The 26228-nt window shown below is 54.2% G+C and carries 26 protein-coding genes; 7 read left to right on the plus strand and 19 right to left on the minus strand.

Annotation, left to right across the window (positions count from 1 at the left end; translation table 11 throughout):
- Positions 1 to 48 precede the first annotated feature (48 nt).
- The 3 genes from AC2FNV_RS12685 to AC2FNV_RS12695 are packed head-to-tail and all read left to right on the plus strand — an operon-like array spanning position 49 to position 2328.
- Entirely contained in the window at positions 49 to 762 is a 714-nt protein-coding gene (locus AC2FNV_RS12685) for an ABC transporter permease (RefSeq protein WP_170608256.1), read from the plus strand.
- On the plus strand, positions 755 to 1489 hold the full coding sequence (locus AC2FNV_RS12690; RefSeq protein ID WP_170608255.1) for an ATP-binding cassette domain-containing protein: 735 nt from the start codon (positions 755 to 757) through the stop codon (positions 1487 to 1489). Before AC2FNV_RS12685 ends, AC2FNV_RS12690 begins: the two co-directional genes overlap by 8 nt.
- Positions 1490 to 1512: 23 nt before the next feature.
- Positions 1513 to 2328: an ABC transporter substrate-binding protein gene (locus AC2FNV_RS12695; protein WP_170608253.1), complete on the plus strand. Its 816-nt coding sequence runs from the start codon at positions 1513 to 1515 to the stop codon at positions 2326 to 2328.
- Between the two features lie 9 nt (positions 2329 to 2337).
- On the opposite strand, the gene AC2FNV_RS12700 is transcribed toward AC2FNV_RS12695, so the two are convergent.
- From AC2FNV_RS12700 to AC2FNV_RS12745, 10 genes are all read right to left on the minus strand, one after another.
- Positions 2338 to 3210 carry a substrate-binding domain-containing protein gene (locus AC2FNV_RS12700; RefSeq protein WP_170475551.1) on the minus strand — a complete coding sequence of 291 codons (873 nt, stop codon included), beginning with the start codon at positions 3208 to 3210 and terminating at the stop codon, positions 2338 to 2340.
- Positions 3211 to 3336 carry a hypothetical protein gene (locus AC2FNV_RS12705; RefSeq protein WP_302477855.1) on the minus strand — a complete coding sequence of 42 codons (126 nt, stop codon included), beginning with the start codon at positions 3334 to 3336 and terminating at the stop codon, positions 3211 to 3213.
- Between the two features lie 13 nt (positions 3337 to 3349).
- Positions 3350 to 4612 (minus strand): c-type cytochrome, encoded by a 1263-nt coding sequence (locus AC2FNV_RS12710; protein WP_170475549.1) that lies wholly within the window; start codon positions 4610 to 4612, stop codon positions 3350 to 3352.
- Positions 4613 to 5818: a formate dehydrogenase subunit gamma gene (locus AC2FNV_RS12715; protein WP_170475548.1), complete on the minus strand. Its 1206-nt coding sequence runs from the start codon at positions 5816 to 5818 to the stop codon at positions 4613 to 4615.
- Between the two features lie 71 nt (positions 5819 to 5889).
- Positions 5890 to 6483: a formate dehydrogenase FDH3 subunit beta gene (gene fdh3B, locus AC2FNV_RS12720; protein WP_170475546.1), complete on the minus strand. Its 594-nt coding sequence runs from the start codon at positions 6481 to 6483 to the stop codon at positions 5890 to 5892.
- Between the two features lie 11 nt (positions 6484 to 6494).
- A complete protein-coding gene (locus AC2FNV_RS12725; RefSeq protein WP_170608251.1) occupies positions 6495 to 9389 on the minus strand; it encodes a formate dehydrogenase subunit alpha in 2895 nt (964 codons plus the stop codon).
- A 105-nt stretch (positions 9390 to 9494) separates the two neighbouring features.
- Positions 9495 to 9683 (minus strand): twin-arginine translocation signal domain-containing protein, encoded by a 189-nt coding sequence (locus AC2FNV_RS12730; RefSeq protein WP_170475542.1) that lies wholly within the window; start codon positions 9681 to 9683, stop codon positions 9495 to 9497.
- 58 nt (positions 9684 to 9741) lie between these two features.
- Positions 9742 to 10353 (minus strand): TorD/DmsD family molecular chaperone, encoded by a 612-nt coding sequence (locus AC2FNV_RS12735; protein ID WP_170475540.1) that lies wholly within the window; start codon positions 10351 to 10353, stop codon positions 9742 to 9744.
- Positions 10354 to 10357: 4 nt separating this feature from the next.
- On the minus strand, positions 10358 to 10933 hold the full coding sequence (locus AC2FNV_RS12740; protein WP_496773469.1) for a DUF3306 domain-containing protein: 576 nt from the start codon (positions 10931 to 10933) through the stop codon (positions 10358 to 10360).
- Positions 10930 to 11484, minus strand: a complete 555-nt coding sequence (locus AC2FNV_RS12745; protein ID WP_170475536.1) for a DUF3305 domain-containing protein — start codon at positions 11482 to 11484, stop codon at positions 10930 to 10932. Before AC2FNV_RS12745 ends, AC2FNV_RS12740 begins: the two co-directional genes overlap by 4 nt.
- 259 nt (positions 11485 to 11743) lie before the next feature.
- On the opposite strand from AC2FNV_RS12745, the gene AC2FNV_RS12750 reads away from it, so the two are divergent.
- Positions 11744 to 13699, plus strand: a complete 1956-nt coding sequence (locus AC2FNV_RS12750) for a 4Fe-4S binding protein (RefSeq protein ID WP_170608247.1) — start codon at positions 11744 to 11746, stop codon at positions 13697 to 13699.
- Here the strand turns inward: AC2FNV_RS12750 and AC2FNV_RS12755 are convergent.
- Entirely contained in the window at positions 13693 to 14421 is a 729-nt protein-coding gene (locus AC2FNV_RS12755; protein ID WP_170608245.1) for a cytochrome c family protein, read from the minus strand. The two genes, AC2FNV_RS12750 and AC2FNV_RS12755, sit on opposite strands and share 7 nt — an antisense overlap.
- 133 nt (positions 14422 to 14554) lie before the next feature.
- On the opposite strand from AC2FNV_RS12755, the gene AC2FNV_RS12760 reads away from it, so the two are divergent.
- From AC2FNV_RS12760 to AC2FNV_RS12770, 3 genes are read left to right on the plus strand one after another with little or no spacing between them, the layout of a single operon-like run.
- Positions 14555 to 15616, plus strand: a complete 1062-nt coding sequence (locus AC2FNV_RS12760) for an Mrp/NBP35 family ATP-binding protein (protein ID WP_170475531.1) — start codon at positions 14555 to 14557, stop codon at positions 15614 to 15616.
- A complete protein-coding gene (locus tag AC2FNV_RS12765; protein WP_170608244.1) occupies positions 15613 to 16308 on the plus strand; it encodes a biotin/lipoate--protein ligase family protein in 696 nt (231 codons plus the stop codon). The genes AC2FNV_RS12760 and AC2FNV_RS12765 overlap by 4 nt, the downstream gene beginning before the upstream one ends.
- A complete protein-coding gene (locus tag AC2FNV_RS12770; protein ID WP_170476568.1) occupies positions 16308 to 16787 on the plus strand; it encodes a DUF6505 family protein in 480 nt (159 codons plus the stop codon). Before AC2FNV_RS12765 ends, AC2FNV_RS12770 begins: the two co-directional genes overlap by 1 nt.
- On the opposite strand, the gene AC2FNV_RS12775 is transcribed toward AC2FNV_RS12770, so the two are convergent.
- From AC2FNV_RS12775 to acs, 8 genes are all read right to left on the minus strand, one after another.
- The gene (locus tag AC2FNV_RS12775) at positions 16788 to 17288 is read right to left on the minus strand and encodes a flavin reductase family protein (RefSeq protein WP_170608242.1); all 501 of its coding nucleotides are present in this window, start codon (positions 17286 to 17288) and stop codon (positions 16788 to 16790) included.
- Positions 17289 to 17373: 85 nt separating this feature from the next.
- Positions 17374 to 18786, minus strand: coding sequence for a 3'-5' exonuclease (locus AC2FNV_RS12780; protein ID WP_170608240.1), 1413 nt, complete (start codon positions 18784 to 18786; stop codon positions 17374 to 17376).
- Between the two features lie 2 nt (positions 18787 to 18788).
- Positions 18789 to 19307 (minus strand): hypothetical protein, encoded by a 519-nt coding sequence (locus AC2FNV_RS12785; protein ID WP_170608238.1) that lies wholly within the window; start codon positions 19305 to 19307, stop codon positions 18789 to 18791.
- A 60-nt stretch (positions 19308 to 19367) separates the two neighbouring features.
- The gene (locus tag AC2FNV_RS12790) at positions 19368 to 21191 is read right to left on the minus strand and encodes a DUF294 nucleotidyltransferase-like domain-containing protein (protein ID WP_170608236.1); all 1824 of its coding nucleotides are present in this window, start codon (positions 21189 to 21191) and stop codon (positions 19368 to 19370) included.
- Positions 21192 to 21300: 109 nt separating this feature from the next.
- Positions 21301 to 23085 carry a sodium:solute symporter family protein gene (locus AC2FNV_RS12795; protein WP_170475519.1) on the minus strand — a complete coding sequence of 595 codons (1785 nt, stop codon included), beginning with the start codon at positions 23083 to 23085 and terminating at the stop codon, positions 21301 to 21303.
- A gap of 15 nt (positions 23086 to 23100) precedes the next feature.
- Complete coding sequence (locus tag AC2FNV_RS12800; protein WP_170475518.1) at positions 23101 to 23385, minus strand: DUF4212 domain-containing protein; 285 nt, start codon at positions 23383 to 23385, stop codon at positions 23101 to 23103.
- Between the two features lie 182 nt (positions 23386 to 23567).
- Complete coding sequence (locus tag AC2FNV_RS12805; protein ID WP_496773475.1) at positions 23568 to 24251, minus strand: adenylate kinase; 684 nt, start codon at positions 24249 to 24251, stop codon at positions 23568 to 23570.
- Positions 24252 to 24258: 7 nt separating this feature from the next.
- Positions 24259 to 26223: an acetate--CoA ligase gene (gene acs, locus AC2FNV_RS12810; RefSeq protein WP_170608232.1), complete on the minus strand. Its 1965-nt coding sequence runs from the start codon at positions 26221 to 26223 to the stop codon at positions 24259 to 24261.
- Positions 26224 to 26228 lie beyond the last annotated feature (5 nt).

Below are 26228 nucleotides of genomic sequence, written 5' to 3' on the forward strand. Positions count from 1 at the left end.
ACTGTAATTCAGCGCAGATCATTCTGATTTTTGCGTTATGAGGAGAAAATGCAGGGATTTACATCAGAATTCAGTACGGCTTTGGCTTTGATCTTTCGGGGAGATGCAGAGCTTTGGTCAATTGTTCTGTTGTCTCTGGAAGTTTCAATTCTGGCGGTCTTGATTTCGGCTGTCATAGGAATGCCACTGGGTGCCGCGCTGGCTGTGGCAAGATTTCCTGGGCGTCGGGTCCTGATTATTCTGATGAATGCACTAATGGGGCTCCCTCCAGTTGTTGTCGGCCTTCTAGTCTATCTCATGCTGTCTCGTTCTGGGCCGCTTGGGGTTTTCGAACTGCTATATACGCCAACCGCGATGATTATCGCTCAGGTCGTGTTGGTTACACCAATCATCTCGGCTTTGACCCGGCAAGTAGTTGAAATGTTGGCCGAGGAATATGCCGAACAGCTTCGGTCGCTAGGCGTGTCGCGGCTGGCATCTGTGCCCGTTCTTTTGTGGGATGCACGATTGGCGTTGGTGACGGCCTTGTTAGCAGGTTTCGGGCGGGCGATCGCCGAAGTCGGTGCGGTCATTATTGTGGGTGGAAATATCAACCATGTAACCCGGGTGATGACAACAACCATCGCGCTTGAAACCTCTAAAGGCAATCTGGCGTTGGCTTTGGCGCTAGGGGCGATCTTGATAGGAATAGCAGTCGCGGTTAACGCAATGGTCAGCACACTGACATTGCGGGCTGAACAAGAAGGCCTGCGCCATGCGTGACCTCATGATTGAAGAAACAGCCGGTTTGAAAGTAAGCGGTGTTCATATCACCCGAAAAGGCTCGGTCCTTTTGGATGTGCCTCAACTAAGTCTGAATGGCCCGGGTCCTACTTTGATTTTAGGGCCGAACGGCGCAGGAAAAAGCCTCCTGTTGCGTTGTCTACACGGACTTATTTCGCCAGACTGTGGGCGGGTCACACAAGGTGGCGTCCCTTTGAATGCGGTTCACAAGTCACAACAGGCAATGGTGTTCCAGCAACCAGTTCTCCTAAGGCGGTCTGTTGCAGGGAACCTGGATTTTGCGCTCAAACGAGTGGGTTTGGCGCGCGCCGAACGTAAGAAGAAAATCGCGGATCTGCTGGCTGAAGGCGGACTGTCTGAGAAAGCGCGGCAATCCGCCAGATATCTTTCTGGGGGTGAGGCGCAGCGTTTGGCAGTATTGCGCGCACTTGCTCTTTCCCCAAAGACATTGTTTCTCGACGAACCGACCAGCTCATTGGACCCAGGCGCGACGCAAGCAATAGAACGGATGATCCTTAGTGCTTCGTCCCAGGGGGTGCGCATCGTGATGGTAACGCACGATATTGGTCAGGCTCGGCGGTTAGCTTCGGATGTGGTTATGATGCAGGGCGGTTATGTGGTGGAACACGGCGCTGCGAAACAGGTATTAGACTCTCCTGCAAGCGAGGCCTCGCGCCGTTATTTGGCAGGCAGGCTCGTCACATAAGTTGGATTTCACGGAGATTGGCGATGATCCTAAATCTGATCCGGGCCAATGTGCTTTTGTTTGGCCTGTCAGCACTGTCTGTTGCAGCGGAAGAACCTTTTATCGTGGTTCAATCCACCACATCTACCCAGAATTCTGGGCTGTTTGACCATATTCTTCCGGGTTTCGAGGCTGAAACTGGCATCGATGTTCGTGTGGTCGCCGTTGGAACTGGGCAGGCGATCAGGAATGCAATCAATGGGGACGGGGATGTTTTATTGGTGCATTCAAAACCTGCAGAGGAACAGTTCGTGTCAGACGGATGGGGCGTGGAACGTTTTGACGTGATGTACAACGACTTTGTTCTTGTGGGCCCAAAATCTGATCCGGCCGCAGTTAAAGGGGGCGATGATATCGTTGCTGCATTGACCGCGATCGCGGAGACCGAGTCTACCTTTGCCTCACGTGGCGATGATAGTGGAACCCACAAAGCAGAGTTGCGTCTTTGGCAACCAATCGGGATTGATCTGACCGACGTGTCGGGAACATGGTACCGGGAAACTGGTTCCGGCATGGGGGCGACATTGAACGTGGCGAGCGGCATGAATGCTTACACGTTGACCGATCGTGCAACCTGGCAAACTTTCGGAAACCGAGGGAATCTTGAGGTTTTGATCGAAGGGGATCCTCGAATGTTCAATCAATACGGAGTCATCTTGGTGAACCCGGAGAAACACCCTGGCGTTCGATCAGCCGCAGGGCAACGGTTCATCGAATGGTTGACTGGGCCAGATGGACAGTCTGCGATAGGCTCATACACGCAGGACGGCGTACAGCTATTTTTCCCAAACGCAAATTAAATTTCTGATTTAGCCACTGGCGCCGTTGTGGTGGATGCGACCCAGGCCTGAAAGGTCATAGCTACCCAACTCATCGGCGCGCTGAATGAAACGTGGGCCGTTCAAAAAACCGATCAGAGTCTGCATAGGGGGATCAAAAAAGGCGCGCCTCCATATGGCAAGATCTAATCGTTCATTGTGAGTGGGATGAAAATTAAGCCCCAAAAATCCGGCCAGTGCGCCCAGCCCGAACCCGACTTCTGCCTTGCCATCCCGCAGTGCGATGGCCAGTTCCTCTTCGGTGCGGGCACAATCAGGCAGGGTATTTAGATCGGCTCTGGTCAATCCATGTTCTTCCAATTGGGCGTCGAACAATCGTTGGCTGGCCGCGCTATCCTGACGCAAAATAACACGTCGGCCTTTCAAGTCAGAAAATCCGGAAATGTCGGAAATGTCTGGCGCCGACAACAATCCACGTTGACGCTGTGCAACTTCGTAAAGAACGACGGGCGCTTCGCCAACAGTGTCCTTAAGGGATTTCACGTTGAATCCGTTATCTTCATGAATATGCAATACAGTGGCTTGCGCGCTTCGGTCGCTTAGCCTGCGCAACCCATCAAACGAGCCGTCATAATAGGTGGCCAAGCCTGATCCGCTTTCGCGTAACGCCCAGTCTAGCAGGGGATCGTGGCTGCCTGCGACGATTGGTGGCAAGGGCGGTTCAGCGACCTGCGGCCCAGTTCGAGATGAATTCAGCCAGACGACAATTTCATCCTTGGGAAATAATAGCTTTCCCATGGCCCGAACACAGGGCACTTCGCCTGATGACGCAAGATCATAGGCTTTACGCTCGCCAATGCGCAACAAATCGGCCAGTTCACGTGTGGTCAGGTATTGTGACATTCAGTCAAGTCGAACGGCTGACCCGGACCCCGCGTCGGCGGCGCTGAACCCGATCTGATCCAGCGCGTAAGGAGCAGCAATAGTAATCAGAACCATAACAACAACGGCGCTTAGAAAAGCTTTCATGGTCTCCTCCGGCTCAGTTTTCGTCCGCCGTAGCGACGCGCAAAAATTCGATCAGATCAAGGCGATCCTGTTCGCCAGTGATACGTTGCATCGGCATCTTGGACCCAGGAATGTAGTGATCGGGGCCCTCGTCGAAAAGAGCGTTTATTGTCTCATCATTCCAAATGATATCAGAGTCTTGCAATGTATCCGAGTACAAATATCCGGGAATAGTTCCCGCCTTGCGCCCAAATATTTTATGCAGCGTCGGACCAGCGCGCCTTTGGCTGTTAGTTGTAAGGCTATGGCATATCGAGCATTTGCGGGCGAATTGGCGCTCTCCGTTTTCCATTTCCTCGGGCTTTTTCAAGAAGCTCGGTTCAACGGTGGCCATCCGTTCCTGTTCTGACAGTGTTGCGACAGGCCAACTGTACATAGCTTCGTCAATCCCACCTGCGTGGATGTTTTGGCCGTCGGAAGAAAAGGCTAATGCCCAGACCGGGCCACGCAAAGTTGCGCGAAAATCCTGAGCGATACGCCAATTGACTGTATTGATCAGCATTATGTATCCCTCGCCGTCGCCGACCGCCAATCTGGTTCGGTCAGGGCTAAGGGCAAGGGCAAGAATTGGGCGGCGGCCTAGCGTATAGTCACGTTCTTGTCTCGTCGTCAGATCAAGGATGCGCGTGACCCCATCTACTGCGCCATAAGCGATCCAATTATCCTGAGCATTAAGAACTAGTTTGTTGATTCCAAATCCATGTTCAATCAGGCGATCAACTTCCTGCCCAGTGGTCAAGTCCCATAGACGCAGTGAACCATCAACCCCGGCCGAATACAGATGTGATCCGTCTGGCGTAAATTCCACGTCACTGACACCGCTTCCAGTGGGCCCCAACACAGAAGGGGTCGAACCGTCGACAGGCCACAACCCGATCGTTCCATCCCAACTGGCTGTTGCGACATGGGTTTTTGAGATCGCTAAGCCCACAATTTTGCCCTTGTGCTGGCCGATAACCTCACCGCCGGGCCATTGGCGCAAGGTGAAGTCGTCTCCTGCAGAATAGATTGTTGATCCGTTGAAGATGACAGAATTAACTGCGGCCTCATGGCCTTCCAACCATTCCGGTGACTGCTGAGTCCACAACCCCACGGAGTTGTCAAAACTGGCAGTGGCGATACGTCCATCCGGGGCGGTAGCAATTCCCATTATGGGCCCACCATGGCCTTTTAGCGTAAAAAACTCTGCCTCTGCACGCAGAGGCAAGAGCGCCAGCGCAATGATTAAAACTCTCATTTATTCAGCAGGTGAGGCCGTGGCTTTCCCAGCCTCCTTTTCCTGGACTTCTTCCAGCCACAGCGAGTGATGTTCACGCGCCCATTGCTCTTCGACCTCGCCCGTTCCCATGGCGTCAAATGCACCCTCCATTCCGACAGAACCCAGATAAATGTGGGCGAGGATGATTGCGATGAACGCATAGGCGACCATGACGTGCCAGACTTGCGCGTATTGCATCTCTTCCTGGGGCGACATCTGAACAGGCAAGTCCAGTCCCATGAGTTGCGGGATACCAGTCGAATTCGCAATCGAAAACGTCTTGGCGAACAACGGCATCTCGAACGGGAAGAGCAGGGACAAACCAGACAGGCTGATAGAGACACCCAACAAGATGCACAGCCAGAAAATTATCTTTTGTCCGGCGTTGAATTTCTTGGCGGGAGGATGGCTGCCTTTGGTAAACAATCCGCCGCCTGCAGCCAGCCATTTCAGATCAACGCGATTGGGAATGTTATGCGCAATCCAATTGACTGTAATAATCACAAGACCCAGCATAAATGCCCAAGCCAGATTGTTGTGTAGCCACTTGCAACCCTGCGCTATTGTGGCAAATCCTTCTTTGCCAAAAAGCGGAATTAGAAAATCACGACCGTACAGCGTCAGCAGCCCGGTAATACCCAATACGAGGAAAGATCCGGCGAATAGCCAGTGCCCAAAACGTTCAAAGCCATTAAACCTGGTGACCGTCCGGCCTGTTTTTTCGCCGTCAATTTTAATGCGGCCTCGTAGCACGAAAAACAGTAACAGCACGATCAGCATCCCACCTATTATGTAGTTGCCGTAGTCGCGCAGGGGACCGGTGCGGAAATTCAGCCACCACATTCCGCCGTCCTGAATCAATACGCTTGCTGCAGGTCCCTTGGACGAAACTGTGACGTCAGCCGAACCGTAACGTAAAGCGCGGAAAACGTCGCTGTCTGACGCCACGCCTCGGGTACCCAGCTGCCCTAATAGGCCTTCTGCGTTACCTTGACCTGTGTTTCCCGATCTATAACTGTTGTCGATCTTCTCGCCACGCTGCCGAGCCAGAATGTCCTCAAGCGTCGTGGCGCCTCCAGTGGCGGTTCTGTCAGTTGTTGCTGGGGCCTCGGCCTCGCCTGATTGTGCCATGGCCGTATTGACCATAACGAATGACAGCAGCAGTGCGATGAATAAACGGAACATCTGAACCTCAGTCAAAATTCCAAGCAGATGACCCGCTTTGGCGGGTCATCTGACAACATTAAGACGGAACCTTATCCGTCTTTCTGGTCGTATGCGGTACCCCAACCCCAGGCGCCCGAGCCGAAACCGCGCGCCACAACGCGTTCGCGGTAAACTGCCGACACCACGTCGCCGTCACCGGCGAGCAGGGCTTTGGTAGAACACATTTCGGCGCAGATAGGCAGCTTGCCTTCGGCAATCCGATTACGACCATATTTGGCGAACTCTGCGGTCGAGTGCGTTTCCTCGGGTCCACCGGCGCAGAAGGTACATTTGTCCATCTTGCCGCGCGATCCGAAGTTGCCCGCTTGTGGGAATTGCGGTGCGCCGAACGGGCACGCATAGAAGCAATAACCGCAACCAATGCACAAGTCCTTCGAGTGCAGAACGACTCCTTCTTCGTTTTGATAGAAGCAGTCGACTGGGCAAACCGCCATACACGGAGCGTCCGAGCAATGCATGCAGGCCACCGATATCGAGCGTTCACCCGGGTTACCGTCATTGATCGTCACCACCCTGCGGCGGTTAATGCCCCACGGCACCTCGTGTTCGTTCTTACACGCGGTTACGCAGGCGTTGCACTCGATGCAGCGTTCAGCGTCGCAGAGAAACTTTGCTCTAGCCATTATCGTCCTCCTTACGCTGCCCAGATTTTGCAGAGAGTCGCTTTGGTCTCTTGCATCTGGGTCACTGAATCATAGCCATAGGTCTGAGCGGTGTTTGTCGCTTCGCCCAGCACATAGGGATCGGCGCCTTTGGGGTATTTGTCCCGAAGGTCCTCGCCCTGGAAATGGCCGCCAAAGTGGAATGGCATAAAGGCTACGCCGGCACCGACCCTGTTGGTCAGCATCGCCATAACTTTGACTTTACCGCCCTCAGGACCTTCGACCCAGACCTGTGCTCCGTCACGAATACCAAGGTTGTTGGCATCGCGAGGGTTGATCTCGACGAACATGTCCTGCTGAAGCTCAGCCAGCCAAGGGTTCGACCGTGTCTCATCACCGCCGCCCTCATACTCGACCAATCGACCCGACGTCAGGATTATTGGGTAATCCTTTGAAAAGTCGTTCTTTTGGATCGAAGCGTAGAGGGTAGGTAGGCGATAAGCCTGACGGTCCTCGTAGGTCGGATAGTCATCCACCAGATCGCGCCGGTTCGTGTAAAGCGGTTCGCGATGCAGTGGGATCGGATCCGGGAAGGTCCACACGACCGCGCGGGCTTTGGCGTTCCCGAAGGGCGCACAGCCGTGTTCGATCGCAACCCTCTGGATACCGCCCGAAAGGTCTGTCTTCCAGTTGGTTTTCGGACCGGCCACAGCGTCGATTGCTGCGCGTTCCTCGTCCGTCAGATCACCGTCCCAACCAAGATCCATCAGCATCTGCATCGTGAATTCTGGATAACCATCCTGAATTTCCGATCCGACACTGTAGACCCCTTCGGCCAGCAGGTTGTCGCCATCGCGTTCCACGCCGAAACGGGCACGGAAAGTCAGGCCACCTTCGGCAACCGGTTTGGACATGTCGTAAAGGTTAGGTGTTCCCGGGTGACCCATCTCGGCTGTACCCCAGCAGGGCCAAGGCATACCGTAGTAATCACCGTCGTTTGGACCGCCCACTGCCTGCAGCGTTGTTCTGTCGAACGTGTGCTGATTGGCCATGTGGCTTTTGATCCGCTCAGGAGACTGACCAGTGTAGCCGATAGTCCAGAGGCCCGAGTTGAACTCACGTGTAATGCTTTCAACATTCGGGGTTTCAGGGTCTTCCATTTCGATATTGCGGAAGAACCGATCCGCCCAGCCGAACTTGTTCGCGAACTTGGCCATAATGACCTCATCCGGTAGACTTTCGAACAGCGGATCAACCACTTTGTCACGCCACTGCAGGGAACGGTTCGAGGCCGTGACCGAGCCACGGGTTTCGAACTGCGTGCAAGCGGGCAACAAATAAACACCGTCAGTGCGGTCATGCATAACGGCGGATACTGTGGGATACGGGTCGATCACGACCAGCATGTCCAATTTCTCCATCGCCGTCTTCATTTCCGGACCGCGGGTCTGTGAGTTGGGCGCGTGGCCCCACAGGACCATTGCACGGACGTTGTTGTCTTGGTCCATGTTTGCAGGATCTTCCAGAACGCCGTCGATCCATCGGGAGACAGGGATGCCGCGTTCATTCTGAAGCGACTTGTCCTTGCCTTCCTTATCTTTGATCGTTGCGAACTGACCTGCCAGCCACTCTGGTTCTTCACCCCAAACCCGGGCCCAATGACCCCAGGCACCTGCGGACAGGCCGTAGTAGCCGGGCAGGGTGTGGGACAATACGCCTAGGTCTGTCGCGCCTTGCACATTGTCATGGCCGCGGAAGATGTTTGTACCACCACCAGCAGTGCCCATGTTGCCCAAGGCGAGCTGAAGTACGCAGTAGGCACGAGTGTTGTTGTTGCCGTTGGTGTGCTGCGTACCTCCCATGCACCAGATCACGGTACCGGGACGATTGTTGGCCATAGTGCGCGCAACGCGCTTGAGCTGCGATCCGGGTGTGCCGGTAACACGCTCGACCTCGTCCGGGTTCCACTTGGCGACTTCTTCTTTGATCTGGTCCATTCCCCAGACACGGGTACGGATGAACTCTTTGTCTTCCCAGCCGTTATCGAAGATGTGCCACAGGATGCCCCAGATAAGCGCAACGTCTGTTCCGGGACGGAAACGGACATATTCATCCGCATGCGCCGCGGTGCGCGTAAAGCGTGGATCGCAGACGATCAGCGGGGCGTTATTCTGCTCTTTCGCGCGCAGAACATGCAACAGCGAGACGGGGTGCGCCTCGGCAGGGTTGCCGCCAATGATAAAGATGGCACGGGAGTTATGGATGTCGTTATACGAATTGGTCATGGCGCCATAGCCCCATGTGTTCGCAACACCCGCAACCGTGGTTGAGTGGCAAATTCTGGCCTGATGGTCCACGTTGTTGGTGCCCCAGTAGGCAGCAAATTTGCGGAACAGATAGGCCTGTTCATTGTTGTGCTTCGCAGAACCCAGCCAATAGACACTATCGGGGCCAGATTCTTCGCGGATGCTCATCATGCCGTCGCCGATCTCGTTGATCGCCTCTTCCCAGCTAATGCGCTTCCATTCGCCGCCTTCCTTTTTCATCGGGTATTTCAGGCGGCGCTCGCCATGGGCGTGTTCACGTACCGCTGCACCTTTGGCACAGTGGGCGCCCAGATTGAACGGGCTGTCCCAACCGGGCTCCTGGCCGATCCATACGCCGTTCTGCACTTCGGCAATCACCGTGCATCCGACTGAACAATGAGTGCAAACGGATTTCACATTTTCAACGGCTTGGTTGGCCGCTGTTTGGGCACTGGCTGGCGTCACGGTTCCACCCGTGGCGCTGATCGCGGCAAGACCGCCAATCGTCAGGCCCGACCCGCGCAGGAACGCGCGGCGATCGACGGTTTTTTCGCCGATCTGGGACAGGATACTTGTCCGCTGGGGGCGTCTCGCAACCCCGTTGGTCTTTTTCCTAAGCATTTCTTTCCTCCCTTGCTGGCCATGTAACCCATGGCTGGCTTGGTACTGCTGAAACCGACGTCAGGGCCAATCGCAACCTTCAGTCGGGTGTGAAGGCGTCCGATTCTAAAACCGGGTGCTTTCTATGTATGCGCGTGTGTGCGCTGTATCCTGCATCCGGGTTTCGTCCGTCGGCAACTCTGATGCCTCGGCTTTCCCGCTCAGGCTGGCGGCGGCGACTGCAGCAGGCGCTGCGGTTCCGGCCAGTTTGAGGAAGTTGCGGCGCGTTGCGCCTTCTTCCTTGGTCTTGCTCATGGTCTCCTCCTGTCCCAATTGCGGTTTGATGCCCATTTGGGCACCGGCGAATGGCGGACTAGGCCGCCGTCATTCGGAATGCTTCACGTTCGATTTCCATAAAAATCCGTCCGGCTGTTCCAACCGAACCATAGAGTACTGAGCTTTCAGCAGCCTCCAGATCAGAAAAGAAATGGGCCGCCCAGGGACCGATATGCTTGTTCCAGAACGCCCGCTGTTCGTCCAAAGTTGCCACTGTGCCAAATCGCCCGACAATCATACCGGCCATCATTTCCATTAAAGAGGCGATATTGTCTTCGGGTTCAAAAACGTTCTTTGCTCTTGTTATCCCGCGCGCTGCCATGTCGTTGCGCAGTTGCGCCAACGGCTTTTCATTCAAGAACCCAGTCAGATAAAAGCTGGCGTAGGGCAGCAACTCTCCACGTCCCAGCCCTATGAACAAGGCATTAAATTCCCGCTCGGCGGCTGCAGGTTTGGTAATCTTGGCCACCCTCGCCATTGCTTGAATCGCCTGACCCAAATCCGTGTCATCACCGCTCAGCCCGGCCATTTGGTCCAGCAGTAATTGATCGGGGGGGCCAGCCATAAGAAGACCCAGAAAGTTATAAAAATCCGCGCGTAGCCGATCCTCTGCCGAGATATCCACTGTTTGCGCGTTGTTGGCGGTCATTCAGTCATCCTTCAAATTCAAATATCATGCGGCGCGGGGAGGGGGGTAGGTCCGCGTCACTTTCTGTTTCGCCAAGTTCGACCATCTGCACGGGAGGTTGGAGCGGTTCGTCAATTGGCTCGCTGGGTGGGGGCTGGTCGCTAAGCTCTTCGACAGGTTCGTCTGTTTCTTCCTCTTCGGACACTGCAAGTGCCTCGATGTGAGCCAGCATTCCCTTGCCGACCTGATATGCGGTCTGGAGGTTTTCAATCACGCATGCTGCGTCGGTGTAATCCTCACCGTACTCCACCAATCCGTCCACATTGGCCAATACAGGGTTAAGTCTCCATAACCTTCGAAGCGCGCGTTGTCTCAGTCGATCCGGAACGGCTTTGGACATGAAGCCTGAGACGTCGTCACCTGGTTCCAACGCATCGGGATCCGGCAAATTGAATTCAGCCAGAATTTCCTGGTCACTCTTTTCTTCCAGTTCGGAATGGCGCGCAGCAAGTTCCTGCGCTTCGACCGCTGCAGTCTCTGCCTCTGCTTCGGCCTGAACAGCAGCTTTCCGGCGGGACCAGAAATCACGGTTCTCGCTCATTGCAGTAGCCTCCGAGGAGCGCGATAAACGTCCGAGTCTTGACGGATACGTCCGTCGCCCCGTCCATCCTCTACCAAGTCGGTGCGTTTTTTGTCGCGGCGACGCTTCACAAAGATCTCGTCCTTGTGATGTTGCAGCGCGAAGTCGCGAACCCAAGCGATCAATCCTTCGCTCATGGGAATTTTTTCGACAATTTCTTCGCCGGTGTCGGCATAGTCCTGACCCTCAAACGGAGAAGCTGTAACTAGAACGACATTCAAGGGATGATCTCCAACAAGCTCATCTCGCAGAACCAAGTATAAAGATGGCTGTCCGTCTGACAGGTTCACCATGTACGCTTCTGTTTCATCTACCCATAGGGTCAAGGGAAGGGTCGCTGCGTGGTATTCAACGGCTTCACCTTCGCGTCGCAGCTCCTGCCAATTGGCCGGACCAGCGCCGGGCAAAGCAGCGACTGCGCGCCAATTCCAGCGAGCCCATCGGGTCACACCTGGCGTTTTTCGAACAATAATGCCAACGGGCATTTCAATCTGGCTTGCGGCCCCAGCCACTTAGTCCTCCCCAGAAGGCTCTCCCCTGCCTTCCCATTGATGTACTATGGTACATAAATTGGCCTTGTGCCAAGTCCACAGTGAGTATTGAGTGTCGTTTTTTCAAAGAAAGCATTCGATATTAAACTCGGAAAGCAAACAGGAGAAAGAGAGTGTGAAAAATAATGCACAATTCCACTGTGTTCGACGGTGTTTGCGTTGCCACTCGCTTGATTAAGTCTAATGTGCTGAGCAAGAGATTGCAGCCCGGGGGGAGATTATGGCCGGCAAGCTGATGTTGTGCGATTGCGCTGGTTCGCAAAAAATGGATAGGGAACAGATTTCCCGGTCATGCGAATTGGTGTGCTCTCGGGTTCACACGGCGTTGTGCACACACGAATTGGAAGCAGCTGCCGAAGCGATGGAGCAAGGCGATCAATTGGTAATCGCCTGCGGACAGGAAACTGCGGTTTTTGTCGATCTGGCCGCCGAACTCGGTGAGGAACGTCCTGGATTTGTGGACTTGCGTGATCGTGCAGGTTGGTCAGCTGAGGGTCAGGATGCTACGCCCAAGATGGCAGCGTTGGCCGCCGAGGCGACTTTGCCGATCCCAGTTACGCCGGGCGTTGACGTCGTAAGCGAGGGCACTTGTTGTATAATTGGCCCCGGCTCAGTCGCTTTCGGTTTGGCGGAACAATTGTCACAAACCTTGGCTGTGACGGTTTTGGTGACGGACCGTTCCGAACCCATGGACCGGTCATATGACGTTGTCCGAGCAAATTTGCGCAGTGTGTCGGGCGCATTAGGTGGCTTTGTCTTGCGTCTTGATCAAGTTGAACAACTGGAACCCGGAGGACGAAGAGCGTTCGGCTGGACTGAACCTCGCGACGGAGCAACTTCTCGCTGCGATATATTAATAGATGTTGCAGGCGATACACCTTTCGTGACAGCCCCTGAAAAGCGCGAAGGGTATTTGCGGGCCGATCCGCGAGATGCTGTGGCCGTTGCAAACTTGGCTTTTGATGCTGCTCAGCTCGTCGGTACATTTGAAAAACCTTTATATGTTCGAGTGGACGAGTCGTTGTGCGCCCATTCGCGGGCGGAACAGATTGGATGCACAAACTGTCTTGATGCTTGCCCTACCGGGGCGATTACTCCGGCCGGTGATCACATAACGATAGATCCTATGGTTTGCGCCGGGTGTGGAGCTTGTGCGGCGCTTTGCCCGTCCACTGCCATTACGTACGAAGACCCGCCTGTTTCCGCATTACTGTCTCGGATGCATATTCTTGCGCGCACCTATCGCAGCGCAGGCGGGTCTAACCCAAGACTTTTGGTGCATGATTCCCATGGGGCACACATGATCAGGCTTGCTGCTCGCTTTGGCCAAGGCCTGCCAGCTAACGTGATCCCATTGGAGTTGAATACTATCTCTGGTTTTGGTCATGCTGAAATGCTGGCAGGTCTGGCCCACGGATTTGCCCGAGTTGACGTGTTATTGGCGCCGAGAACTGAAAGAGATGCTCTGGACCGCGAATTAGTTTTGGCTGAGGCGATTGCAGGGAAAACAGCGTTTGGGCTAATTGACGAGACTGACCCAGATGCTTTTTCCGACCTACTTTACACACAGGCCGTGCCTAAACCGTTGTCGAACCCGGTTCTGCCCCTCGGAAACCGGCGTCAAATTACCCGACTAGCGGCCCAAGCACTGAACCCTGAATCCACCGCGCCGCTTCCTTTGCCTGAAAACTCACCCTACGGTGCAGTTTCAGTGAATTTGGACAGCTGTACGCTTTGCTTAAGTTGCGTGTCTCTTTGTCCCTCAGGTGCGTTGATGGACAACCCGGACAAGCCGCAGCTGAATTTCCAGCAAGACGCCTGTCTGCAATGCGGAATGTGCAGCACGATTTGTCCTGAGGATGCCATCACTCTGGTGCCCCAACTCGACCTTTCAGACGCTGCCTTGTCCCAGCAAGTGCTGAACGAAGAAGAGCCATTCGCCTGCGTAGAGTGCGGAGCGGCCTTTGGCGTGAAATCTGCTATTGAGAGGATTATGGAAAAACTTTCAGGCAGTCACCCGATGTTCGCCACTTCGGAACAGGCTCGTTTGATCCAGATGTGTGACGATTGTCGAGTGAATGCGCAGTTTCACAGCCAGGACAATCCTTTTCAGGCTGCGCCAAAGCCGCGCGTAGTGACGACCGAGGACTACTTTTCAAAACGAAAGGATCACTGAAGTTCCAGCGGGGCGCCCAAATCTGCAGCTTGCATAACTGAGACAAAAGCCAAGATTGCTTCGAGATCTTCAATTGTCATTTCGACTGGATGGATAGGGGGTGGACGATCTATTGCGAAAGGCGGGGTAATGTCTTTGACCTGCGTAAACGAGGGATGCGGGTTAAGAGCAAAAAACGCTTCAAAACGTTCGGACCAATCTGGTAAGGAGCGAAGTACCGCAAAGGATGGTGTCGAACCAAGGCCGTTCATTCGGTTTTGAGGGCCGATAACGTGACAGCGGCCGCACAAACTAAGCGAGAGCTTTTGACCAAGGGCGGCATCTCCGTCTATCACCTGCTCGGCTTGTTTAATCTCAACTTTAATGTCTGCGTTAAACGGATCACCTTGTGCTGGCGCAAAGCTCTCGATTGTACGTTTCCCGATATCCGACAAAATCCATTCGCGAAATCGCGAATGCTTGGCATCATCTTCGATCTGCAGGTGGTAGACAATGCCGTCTCGTTGGAACACCGGGTCGCCCGAGGGGGCTGTGGAAATAGACATTCTGCCATTTTCGTCAGCTACTACCTTGATCCCGGTCTTGAGAGAAAAGCGTGGAAGAATATGTTGCAAAAGACCCGAGTCTGAAATCTCATCCGGAGCGGCAAGGCCAATCGCCTCTTGTGACCAAGAGGGGGTAGCAGAGAGCGTCAAGCTCAGGCACAACAAGACAAAGCGCATGGCTCAGCCTAACGGCCCGGGACCGATTGCGTCAAATGAACAAACTTAGGACGGAGACACGTGCAATGAGCGGCGACCAGAAACTGGCGAAACGCAGCGCCCATCAGACAGGGCAAAATATAGGTAATGACGCATGAGTGTTCGTGACGCAGTTCTTGCAAACCTGAAAAAGATCACGGACCCAGTTTCTGGTCAGGACATTGTCAGCGCCGGAGTTGTGCGTGCCTTGAATGTCGAAGGTGATACAGTGCGCTTTGTGCTTGAGATCGATCCGAAACAGGCCGAACGTATGGAGCCTGTGCGCGCTGCGGCAGAAAAGGCGGCTCAGTTGGTTGAAGGCGTGACAAAGGTTTCGGCTATGCTGACGGCACATTCTGATAAGGCTCCACCGGATCTCAAGCCCAAGCCCAAGCCCTCGCAAACTGGACCGCAAGCCGTACCTGGTGTGGACCGGATTATCGCCATAGCCTCGGGAAAGGGTGGCGTTGGTAAGTCCACGGTTTCTGCTAACCTCGCATGTGCACTTGCGGCCGAAGGTCGACGGGTCGGCTTGCTGGATGCAGATGTTTATGGTCCGTCGCAGCCCAGAATGCTTGGAGTTTCCGGAAGGCCGGCAAGTCCTGATGGCAAAACGATCCTGCCACTTCGAAATCATGGGGTTACAATGATGTCGATGGGTCTGATGACCAACGAAGGGCAGGCAGTCGTTTGGCGGGGTCCGATGCTGATGGGGGCACTGCAACAGATGATGGGTCAGGTGCAATGGGGCGCATTGGACGTTTTGATCGTTGACTTGCCACCGGGAACGGGCGACGTGCAACTGACACTGAGCCAGAAGTTTAAAGTGGACGGAGCGATCGTTGTGTCAACTCCGCAAGATGTGGCACTGATTGATGCTCGAAAGGGTATCGACATGTTCCAGCAGCTAAAGACACCAATACTTGGAATGATCGAAAACATGTCCACGCATATTTGTTCGAACTGTGGACACGAGGAACACGTGTTTGGTCATGGTGGCGTTGCGTCCGAGGCTGTGTCGCTGGGCGTTCCTTTGCTTGGTGAGATTCCTTTACATTTAGATATTCGCGTTGCAGCAGACGGTGGCGCACCGATCGTGGTCAGCAAACCAGATAGTCCGCAGGCAGAATCTTTCCGTAAAATTGCCCGTGAATTGATTGCTAAAGGTAACGCATGAGCCAGCCGGTTTTTCCGCCATTATTGACCGGCCATTCAGTGTCGGGTGGGGAAAACCCGTTTGAGCGTGCTCAGGCCATGTCAGCGCTCGGCTGCGATGCGGGAACGGTTGTTTACAACATTCAGGCGAACAGGCTGCGTGTGGCAATCGTTTTCGCGCCCGAAGTCCCGCTGCAAGATGCCATGGCCATGCTGCCGTTGTGTGCAGTAGGGTTTCAGAACGCCTTGGGCGCTTTGGCCCCGCCCGAAGTTGCCGTACATCTGGGCTGGGATGGACCGATTTTCGTGAATGGCGCAAAATGTGGCACGTTTCATGCGGCGGCCTCGTCTTCGGACCCGGATACCATACCTGATTGGATCGTGATAGGTTGGGAACTGGCGTTGTTGCAGACCAGTGGTGATCCAGGCGAAACGCCTGATATTACCGCGCTCTATGATGAGGGTTGTGCCGATGTATCGCCTGAGCAGCTGGTTGAAAGTTGGTCCCGTCATATGCTGACGTGGCTCAATCGTTGGCAGGAAGAAGGTAACGCTTCATTGCACAGCGAGTGGATGGGGTTGATACGTGATGTCGGAGAACCAATTGGAGAACAGGGCGTGTTCCTTGGTACGGACGAGAGGTTCGGGATGCTAATTCGGAAAGGCTCTGATACGCAACTGCGCCCTCTGACTCAATTGTTGGAGAACGCATGATGAAGTTGGCGCGCGCTATTCACTTTGATGAAAGTGACATGAACGTTTTTCATTCGCCGGCGCGTACCGGAGAATGGTGTATTTCTGGCGGCTTCGAGTTTTCGAACTGGGGCGAGGGCGATTTAGAGGGCAAGGCACGACAGGCTTTTGCAAATGGTTGGCTGGGTTTGGAGACATTTGGCCGAGTTACTTTTGTGGCCGTGACACAAATCGAACCTGCTGAATTGGAACAGATGAAACAAAATTTGGCTGATCACTTTGTACGACTTTACGGCGCCCCTTCGATTGAGACGGCTATGGAGGTTGCTCAGGCCGAGATAGATCATATGACAGAAATGTGCGAGGACCACGCGCCAAACACATTGCTTACAGTCGCGCGAGAACTTACGGGTGCAGGTGTTCATGAGGCTTTTCGAGTGATCACGCCGCAAGAAACCCAACTTGAAGCTTTGGCTGTACACGGTTCTTTAGACGATTGATCAGATCAGATCAGCGAATCCACCAAATTGCCCGCGCTTGAAAATCAGTCCTTGTCCCGGGCGGTGCATAACTGTTTCAACGTGTCCGACCAGAATAAGGTGATCGCCTGCATCGTGTATGTCGGACAACCGGCAATCAAATCGGGCGAGGCAGTCGGATAATCGAGGGCGGCCAGCTTCGTCACAATGCCATTTCGTATGGGAAAAATCGAAACCATTTCGGGCAAATTGCAATGCTTGATCGTGCTGTTCTTGTGCCATCACGTGAATTGCATAGTGCTGACAATTGCTGAATGCTTCGTAGCGATTGGAGTCTTTGGCAAGGCACCACAATACCAGCGGCGGATCCAGTGATACCGAAGCAAAGGAATTGACCGTGATTGCAACCGGCCCGCCAGCTGTGTTGGTTGTAACCACCGTGACACCTGTCCCAAAACATCCCAGCGCTTCGCGGAAGTTCAGGCTTTGGTCTGGACCGGGAGTGAATGTCGTTTCGGTCATCGCACACTCGTTTAAAGGTATGTCTGAGGTGCCATGCGCTGCAGAGATTGTCTATGGCAAGCTGCATCCGATCCAAATTTTGCGGTCAATTCAGGTCTTCCAGCAACCGCCCGTGTTTGCGTGTTTCTGCGACAACTTTCCCGAATGTCACCATGCCGCGCGCACTTAGCATGGGCAGCATTTTTACCAAAACTTGGGCTGTAGCCACTGCGTCGCCTAATGCAGTATGGCGTAAATCGTTTGGAATTGTGATCTCAAGTCGCTCGCACACGGCATCCAGTGTATGCGTTTCACTCGCGCCGAAAAGAACCGCTGAAAGTAACACCGTGTCTAACACTGGGTGATCCCATTTGACGCCGATACGAGCCGCGTGGCGTCGCAGAAATGCCATATCGAATGGTGCGTTGTGGGCAACAATGACGGCGTCACGTGCGAATTGGTGAAAGGTGCGACCTACATCAACAATGTCCGGCGCTCCTGCGACCATGGCATCGTTTACCTTGTGTACACGGGTTGAAGCAGCCGGAATTGGGATGCCCGGATCGACCAGGGAATCCAGTTTTTCTCCTGCTACGATTTTTCCTTTAACCACGCGAACTGCGCCGATTTGTACAATTTCGTCTTTATGAGGAAGAAGCCCGGTCGTTTCGGTATCGAATACAACAAAACACAAGTCGGTCAGGCGACGGTTCTCAAACTCTTCGTCTATCGACGTGTCGAGAAGATCGAAGTCATAGATAAGTGGCCGGGCTTCGTCTGGTCGAATGCGCAGGGTGCTATCATCAAAAATCAGCATATATCCCGGCGCGTCTCCTAACGGCTTCATGCGCGCAAAATAAGCTTGGGTGCCGTCCACACTGGTAAGACTGCATTCGACTTCCATGCCGGTCTTGCTCATCTCAGAGTAGGCATCGGTTAGACCTGTACTTTCGAGATAATCAAAAAGGGACGCGTTCAGTCGCGGGTGGGCGATCTGCGCCAGAACCTCTGCTGCCTGTGCATCATACAAAACAATCTGGTGCTTTGGTCCCGCCAACAGCATTGCCACGGGTATCTCGCTCAATAACGCGGTCAGGCGTTTTTTCTCGGCAGCGAGGTGCGCCGTTTCTGCTGCAACCGCCTCGGCTGTGTTTATTGCGGTGTCTGAAAATTGTTCGGCCAGCCCTGCGGCGGCCGGACCCAAATCACCCAAATAACGGGTGGCCCTTACATCCATCTCGGTGTTTACGCCAGCGTGAGCACGGGCTCGCAGTTGTGCAGACAATCGTTCGATCGGTTTGGCGACATTGTCGTCGAACAAAAGCCAGACTCCGACGATCAAAGCCAGAAAACCAAAAGCGATTAGGATTTCCGCAAATATGTAGGCATCAATCAATTCGGGATCGTCAACTCGTTGATAGCTTATCCATAGCGCTAGTGAGCTTACGACCAACCCTCCGACGGCCAGCAGACAAAAGAACAGAAAAATTCTTAAACGGAGGCTAAGACGGTTCAGCATATTCAAACTCCGCAGGTCGCCTCGATCAACGGGTCATTATCACTGGTTTTGATCCAAGCGGCATTCAGTAAACGCCCGTCACTTGCGAACTCAGCTCCATCGACCAGGTTGGCACGGCTGTTTTGCGCGCAATCGACTGCAACGGGAATCTTCGAAACAGGCGCCCACCGTCCGAAGAAATAGAGATCGACAAGCCGCTGTTCAGGAACGTTTTCATTGGTCTTTACAGAATCTTTATCGATTGCCGCAAAACGGTCTACAAATGGCGCAACATAAGTCCATGGGCGATAAAATGCTTTGCTCTCAACTTCCTGCACGACAGCCAGACTGCCGGGCAACGATTCGAGGGTGCGGTCATACCAAGAGTACTCGCTGGTGATCGTCATTCCGATCATTCCCGCTCCGGCAGCGACAGGAGCTGCCCACCGAGGCAATCGTCCGCCTGTGAACTTGTTCAGAACCATCACCACGCCCGCAAACGCAAAGCCTGCAAAAATTGTGCCAATCAGTTCCAAAAACATCCTATTTCTCCATTCTCCGGGTCTGCGCGACCCAAATGCATTGGCTGATCCTTGAACGGCTCAGCCCAGCATCCCTTTTCCGTGCCCGACAGCGGATTGCATGGTTTTTATCACAACAAAGGCGTCTCGAAGATGACTTCGCTCAAAGTCCGACAGATCCGATGGGGGCAGGTAATTGTTTGGCGCCTCACCTGATTTTACCAGTCTGACTTGATGTTCCAGTCTGGTTTGAGCAATCAAATCATAGGCGTCCAGTAGATCCCGCGCACCCGAATGACTAAGCACTCCAGCAGTTTCAGCAGCCTTCAGCCGTGCACGGGTATTGGTTTCTTTCAATTGACCTTGCAGGCAATATACGCGTGCAAGATCGACCACGGGAACGACACCATTGTGCTTTAAATCCAAAGTGTTTCTGTGTTCGCCTGACCGAACGGTGGCAAAGCCACGTAAAAGACCCAAAGGTGGAGTATGTTTTAGCGAGTTCGAGATCAGATGGGCCACAAATATCGAATTACTGTTTGCCGCCTCAAGCGTTTCAGCCTGAAGATTTGCAAACAGCTCGAAGGCTCCTCCAATAGGACGTAGGTCGAACATGACCGAGGCCAGCATTTGCGCCTCTGGGTTCGGTGTCTTGATCCAGCCTCTGAAATACTCCCTCCACACTCCAAGAGGCTGACACCAGCGTGGATTTGTTGCCATCATGTCTCCCGGGCAAAAGAAGTAACCGCAAGTGTCCAGCCCATCGGAGACTGATTTTGCGAGCGCTGTGAAATAAGGAAAGTCGGATTCATTTGCGGCATCATCCAATATTAGGCAATTGTCTTGATCAGAAACGCCGGTCTGCTCCTGCCGCCCTTGCGAGCCACAAGCCAGCCACAAGTACGGCACGGGTGGTGGGCCCAATGCAACTTCGGCCAATGCCAGCAAGCGGCGAGTCGTGGTATCAGCAATGTCTGTAATCAGGCGCGTTACGACTTCGTGCCTGTTTCCACCGGCCACCAATTGAACCAACAATTGAGGTATTTCTTCAGTGACCTTCGCCATTTCTTCGGCTGTATCGGCGCGCGAGATGCGCCGAACCAACTCGGCTGAATTGACGGCCTGATAATGCGTTAAATCGGTTTGTGTCACAATGCCAACAAGTTGGCCAGCTTGAGAAATCGGGATGTGGCCGATCCCGCGTTCCATCATCACGTGCAGGACATCAGAGCCAATATCAGATGGGGACAAAGTGACAGGGTCGGGTGTCATTATCGAGGATACTGGAGTGTTTTGATCCATTGCGTCGACTACGAACTTTTCAGCGATATCACGTAGTGTCACGATGCCTTGTAAGTCACCGCTATCAGTCACGCACATTGAAGAGATATGTTTGTCCCTCATAATCTTTGCGGCCTGTTGCACGGGCGTATCTGGTGGGCACGTGGCCGGATCGCGTGCCATCAACACATCGATGGAACTGGTCGCCAGACTTTGTGGGCCGCTACGCTGACTGCGCGATCGATTGAAAAACTTTGCAACCACATCATGATTGGCAATCAACTCGCTCACCAAGTCAGATGGCAAAACGATTAATACTGACGGCGAATGTGCCCGGGCGTTGGTCGCTGCCTTGCCGTTTTTGATAAGTCCACGCTCTCCGAACGAATTCCGCAAACCGAGACGCGATACCACCGAACCGTTTTCGTCCGTGATTTCAATCAGTCCTTCGTAAATTAGAAACAAGCCGGGCAGGGTGTGGCCCAACTCGTAAACCGAGAAATCCTCGTCTGTTTCCCAAACTTCAATTTGCTTCGCTACATCCTCTATTGCGCTGTCAGGCAGGGCATCATAGGGGTGAACGGACTTTAGAAATCGGGTGATCTCGTCTTGGGACAGGGGCATCAGATTTCTCCGTGTGTCAGAAACAAAAGTCCCGCCCGGGTGGGTGCCGGGCGGGAGCAGTCAGTCGATGGACGCGGCAGGACAAGGATACCTCGCTGCCGCGTCACGCTCAATGATCCTGAGCAGCGCCTGCTCCACGGGGAATGCGAACGCTTTCGACAAGATCCTTGATCTCTTGCGGAGTCTCTTTGGTCATACCAGCCACAACATACGCGACCCCAAAGTTCACCATGGCACCAATTGCACCGAACGAGGTCGATTTGATTGGACCAAGCAGTGGGTCGGCGTCGGTGAACGAGTTGGTGCCCGGAATGAACAGCCATCCTTTGTGCAGGAAGATGTAGACCAAGGTCACGACCAGACCCGCCAGCATACCGCATACCGCGCCTGTGTTGTTAATGCGGGTCGAGAAGATTCCCATCATAAGTGCCGGGAATATCGAGGCTGCCGCCAGACCGAAAGCCAACGCAACCGTCTGCGCCGCAAACCCGGGTGGGTTCAGACCCAGATATGTTGCGACAAGGATAGCCACAGCCATTGCGATCCGCGCTGACAAAAGCTCGCCTTTTTCTGAGATCTGCGGATTGATAGCACCTTTGATCAGGTCATGAGACACGGCAGACGAAATCGCGAGCAACAGTCCAGCTGCGGTTGACAACGCGGCAGCCAGACCACCAGCAGCAACAAGACCAATCACCCAACCGGGCAGGTTGGCGATTTCGGGGTTGGCCAGAACCAGGATGTCGCGGTTGAACTTTGTAAGCTCATTGCCGACCCAGCCTTTTTCCTCTGCAAGAGCCTGCATGTCGGCGTTCTTGTCATTGTAGTACTGGATCTTGCCGTCGCCATTTTTGTCTTCCCAATCCAGCAAGCCGGTTTTCTGCCATGTGGCCATCCAGTCATAGCGAGGATCATTGTCAATCTCTTCTACTGAAACAGCGCCGCCATCGATTCCACCGTTGGGCCACATCATATCGGTGATGTTTAGCCGCGCCATTGCGCCGACCGCGGGGGCGGTCAGGTACAGCAAAGCGATGAAAACCAGCGTCCATCCAGCCGACCAGCGCGCGTCCGACACGCGAGGTACGGTAAAGAAGCGCATGATAACGTGCGGCAGACCAGCCGTACCGATCATCAGCGAAAGTGTGAACAGCACCATGTTCAAAGTGTTCGAGTGGTGGGCAGTGTAGTCCGCAAAGCCCAACTCGGTCACAATCGCATCCAGTTTGGTCAGCAGGGGCTCTCCACTGGCGGTGTCACCGAACAGACCCAGCGCTGGGATTGGCGTGCCGGTCAGCTGCAAAGAGATAAAGATTGCCGGGATTGTGTAGGCGGTGATCAGCACGCAGTACTGAGCAACCTGGGTGTAGGTCACACCCTTCATCCCGCCAAACACCGCGTATGCAAACACGACACAGGCACCGATCAGCAGACCGGATGTGTTCGAAACCTCAAGGAAGCGGCCAAAGGCCACGCCAACGCCGGTCATTTGACCGATCACGTAGGTCACCGATGCAACGATCAGACAGATCACGGCAACGACGCGTGCGGTCTGGCTGTAGAAACGGTCGCCGATAAATTCCGAGACGGTGTATTTGCCGAACTTACGCAGGTAAGGCGCAAGAAGCAGAGCCAGCAGCACGTAGCCACCGGTCCACCCCATCAGGAAGGTCGAGTTGTCGTAGCCAGTAAAGGCGATAAGGCCCGCCATCGAAATGAAAGAGGCCGCAGACATCCAGTCTGCCGCTGTCGCCATACCGTTGGTGACCGGGTGAACACCGCGGCCGGCGGCGTAGAATTCCGATGTGGAGCCCGCGCGGGCCCAGATCGCGATGCCGATGTACAGCGCAAAAGACGCACCGACAAACAGCAGGTTGATGGTAAACTGATCCATTGTCCCGACGCTCCCTTATTCTTCTTCAACGCCATGTTCGGCGTCGAGTTTGTTCATGCGCCAGGCGTAGTTGAAGATCAGCACCAGAAAGACCAGGATCGAACCCTGTTGGGCGAACCAAAAGCCCAGATCGGTGCCGCCCACGGCAATGCCGGACAGCAACGGACGCAGCAGTATGCCGAATCCAAACGAAACCAGCGCCCATATTGCGAGGCTGATGTAAATGAGACGCAGATTTGCCTGCCAATAGCCCTTGTCAGCTTCGGCACTCTGCGCGGAGTTTGTTGATTGATCCGCCATTGCGGGTTCCTCCTTCGCTTCCTCCTTGGGCGGCCCGCGTCTCAAACTCTTACGCGCGAGGCCGCATTTCGTTGTGCCGGTTGCTGACCGGCATCAGGCATAACTTCTCCGATCCGCCGAGGCGGTTCCGTTGAAGTATTCGTTTAGGAATTCGGCCCTCATTCAGGGCGGGCGTTATTCCCTCAGTTCATCGCGTCGCTCACTATCCTTTTGAGATTGCCAGTGATTTCTTCGATATTTCCCCTGGCGTTCAGGCCTTTCAGAACGCCATGATCTTGGTAATAACTGATCAACGGCGCCGTCTGCTCGTGATACGCTGCAAGACGTGACGCGACGGTCTCTGCATTGTCATCGGCACGGCGCGTGAATTCTGCGTGGCCGCATTTGTCGCATTTGCCTTCGGCCACCGGTACTTTGAACGTATCGTGGTAGCCTTCTCCGCACATACTGCAGGTGTAGCGACCCGAGATACGCGTAACCATTTCGGCATCATCGACTTCTAGACTGATAGCTGCACTAATTTTCTGTCCGGTTTCCGACAGCAACTGATCCAGTGCTTGGGCTTGAACCGTGGTGCGAGGGAAACCGTCTAGAATGACGCCCTTGGCGCAATCCGGTTCCGCCAGGCGGTCGCGCAGAATTGCGATGACAATCTCGTCGCCTACAAGCTCGCCAGCCTCCATCACGGCCTTCGCTGCTTTTCCAGCCTCTGTTCCCGCAGCAACAGCCGCTCGCAGCAGGTCACCGGTGCTGAGTTGCACCAGCCCGAATTCGTCTTCGAGCATTCGCGCCTGTGTTCCCTTCCCGGCACCCGGAGGGCCGAGAAGGATCAGAACGGCCGGTGTTATGGTCGCAGCAGCTTCCATCGCGCCCTCACTTGCTTGCTCGGTTTTCGATAAGGTCCTCGACAACCGACGGATCAGCGAGGGTCGACGTATCGCCAAGCGAGCCAAAGTCGTTTTCGGCAATCTTCCGCAGAATGCGGCGCATGATCTTACCTGAACGGGTCTTGGGAAGGCCCGGGGCCCATTGAATAACGTCTGGGCTGGCAATCGGTCCAATCTCGGTTCGCACCCAAGTGCGAAGTTCTTTCAGAAGCTCATCACTTGGCTCTCGATCATTCATCAAAGTGACATAGCAATAGATACCCTGTCCTTTGATTTCATGGGGGTAACCAACAACGGCAGCCTCGGCAACGGCGGCATGTGCAACCAGCGCGCTTTCTACCTCGGCCGTGCCCATGCGGTGGCCTGAGACGTTGATTACGTCGTCAACGCGGCCAGTGATCCAGTAATCACCGTCTTCGTCCCGACGGCACCCATCTCCTGTAAAGTAGTAACCTTTGTAGTCCGAGAAGTAGGTTTTTTCGAACCGCTCATGATCACCCCAGACGGTGCGCATTTGTCCGGGCCAGCTATCTTTAATGCACAACACTCCTTCGACGCCATTTCCGCTGATCTCGACGCCGGATTGCGGGTCCAGAACGACGGGCACGATGCCAAAAAATGGTTTCATGGCCGAGCCGGGCTTCATCGCGTGTGCACCGGGCAGGGGGGTCATCAGGTGACCGCCGGTTTCGGTCTGCCACCAGGTATCTACGATCGGGCAGTTCCCTTTACCAACGACCTCATTGTACCAATTCCAGGCTTCAGGGTTGATAGGTTCACCGACGGTGCCCAAAACCTTGAGGTCGCTCAGGTCGCACTTTTCGACAAATTCGTTCCCTTGTCCCATCAGGGCTCGAATTGCGGTTGGAGCCGTATAGAATTGATTTACCTTGTGTTTTTCACAAACTTGCCAGAACCGTGACGCGTCGGGAAAAGTCGGGACCCCTTCGAACATCAGCGTCGTTGCGCCGTTGGCCAGTGGGCCATAGACGATATAACTGTGTCCAGTAACCCAACCTACGTCTGCCGTGCACCAGTAGACATCACCTTCCTGGTAATCAAATGTGATTTCGTGTGTAAGGGATGCGTAAACCAAGTATCCGCCTGTGGTGTGCACAACACCCTTTGGCTGACCAGTTGAACCGGACGTATATAGAATGAACAACGGATCTTCGGCGTTCATTTCAGCCGGAGCGCTATAGTCGTCAGCCTCCAGAGCCATTTCGTTATAGTCGTAGTCCCGGCCATCGATCCAAGTCGTCTGCCCGCCTGTCCGTTTGACCACAAGGCATTTCACACTGTCCTTGCAGTGCAGCAATGCAGCGTCCGCATTCGATTTTAAAGGAGTCTTGCGTCCCCCGCGAGGAGCTTCGTCCGCAGTTATGACAACTTTTGCGTCGCAACCGTTGACCCGAGCAGCCAGTGCATCGGGTGAAAAACCGGCAAAAACGATCGAATGTATTGCGCCAATTCGGGCACAAGCCAGCATTGCATAAGCTGCTTCTGGTATCATGGGAAGATAGATTACAACACGCTCGCCTTTGCGAACACCAAGCGATTCCAAGATGTTAGCCATCCTGCAGGTGCGGCGGTGCAACTCAGCGTAGGTTATGTGCTGGGCTGCGTCATTGGGATCGTCTGGCTCCCAAATTATCGCTGTCTGATCACCGCGGGTTTCCAAGTGGCGGTCCAGGCAATTGGCCGAAACGTTCAATGTGCCGTCGGCATACCAGTTGATCTTTACCGACCCGAAGTCATAGTTGACGTCTTTGACTTGAGTATATGGCTTGATCCAATCGATCCGTTTGCCGTGTTCTCCCCAAAAAGTCGCGGGGTCACTCACGGATGCAGCGTACATATTTGCATACTGTTCGGCATTGACATGCGCGCGCGCAATAGTTTCTGCGGATGGCGGATAGGTCTTGGCATCTGCCTGGGCAGCGGTGTTCATTTCTG

The organism is Ruegeria sp. BHSA163, from assembly GCF_059613365.1.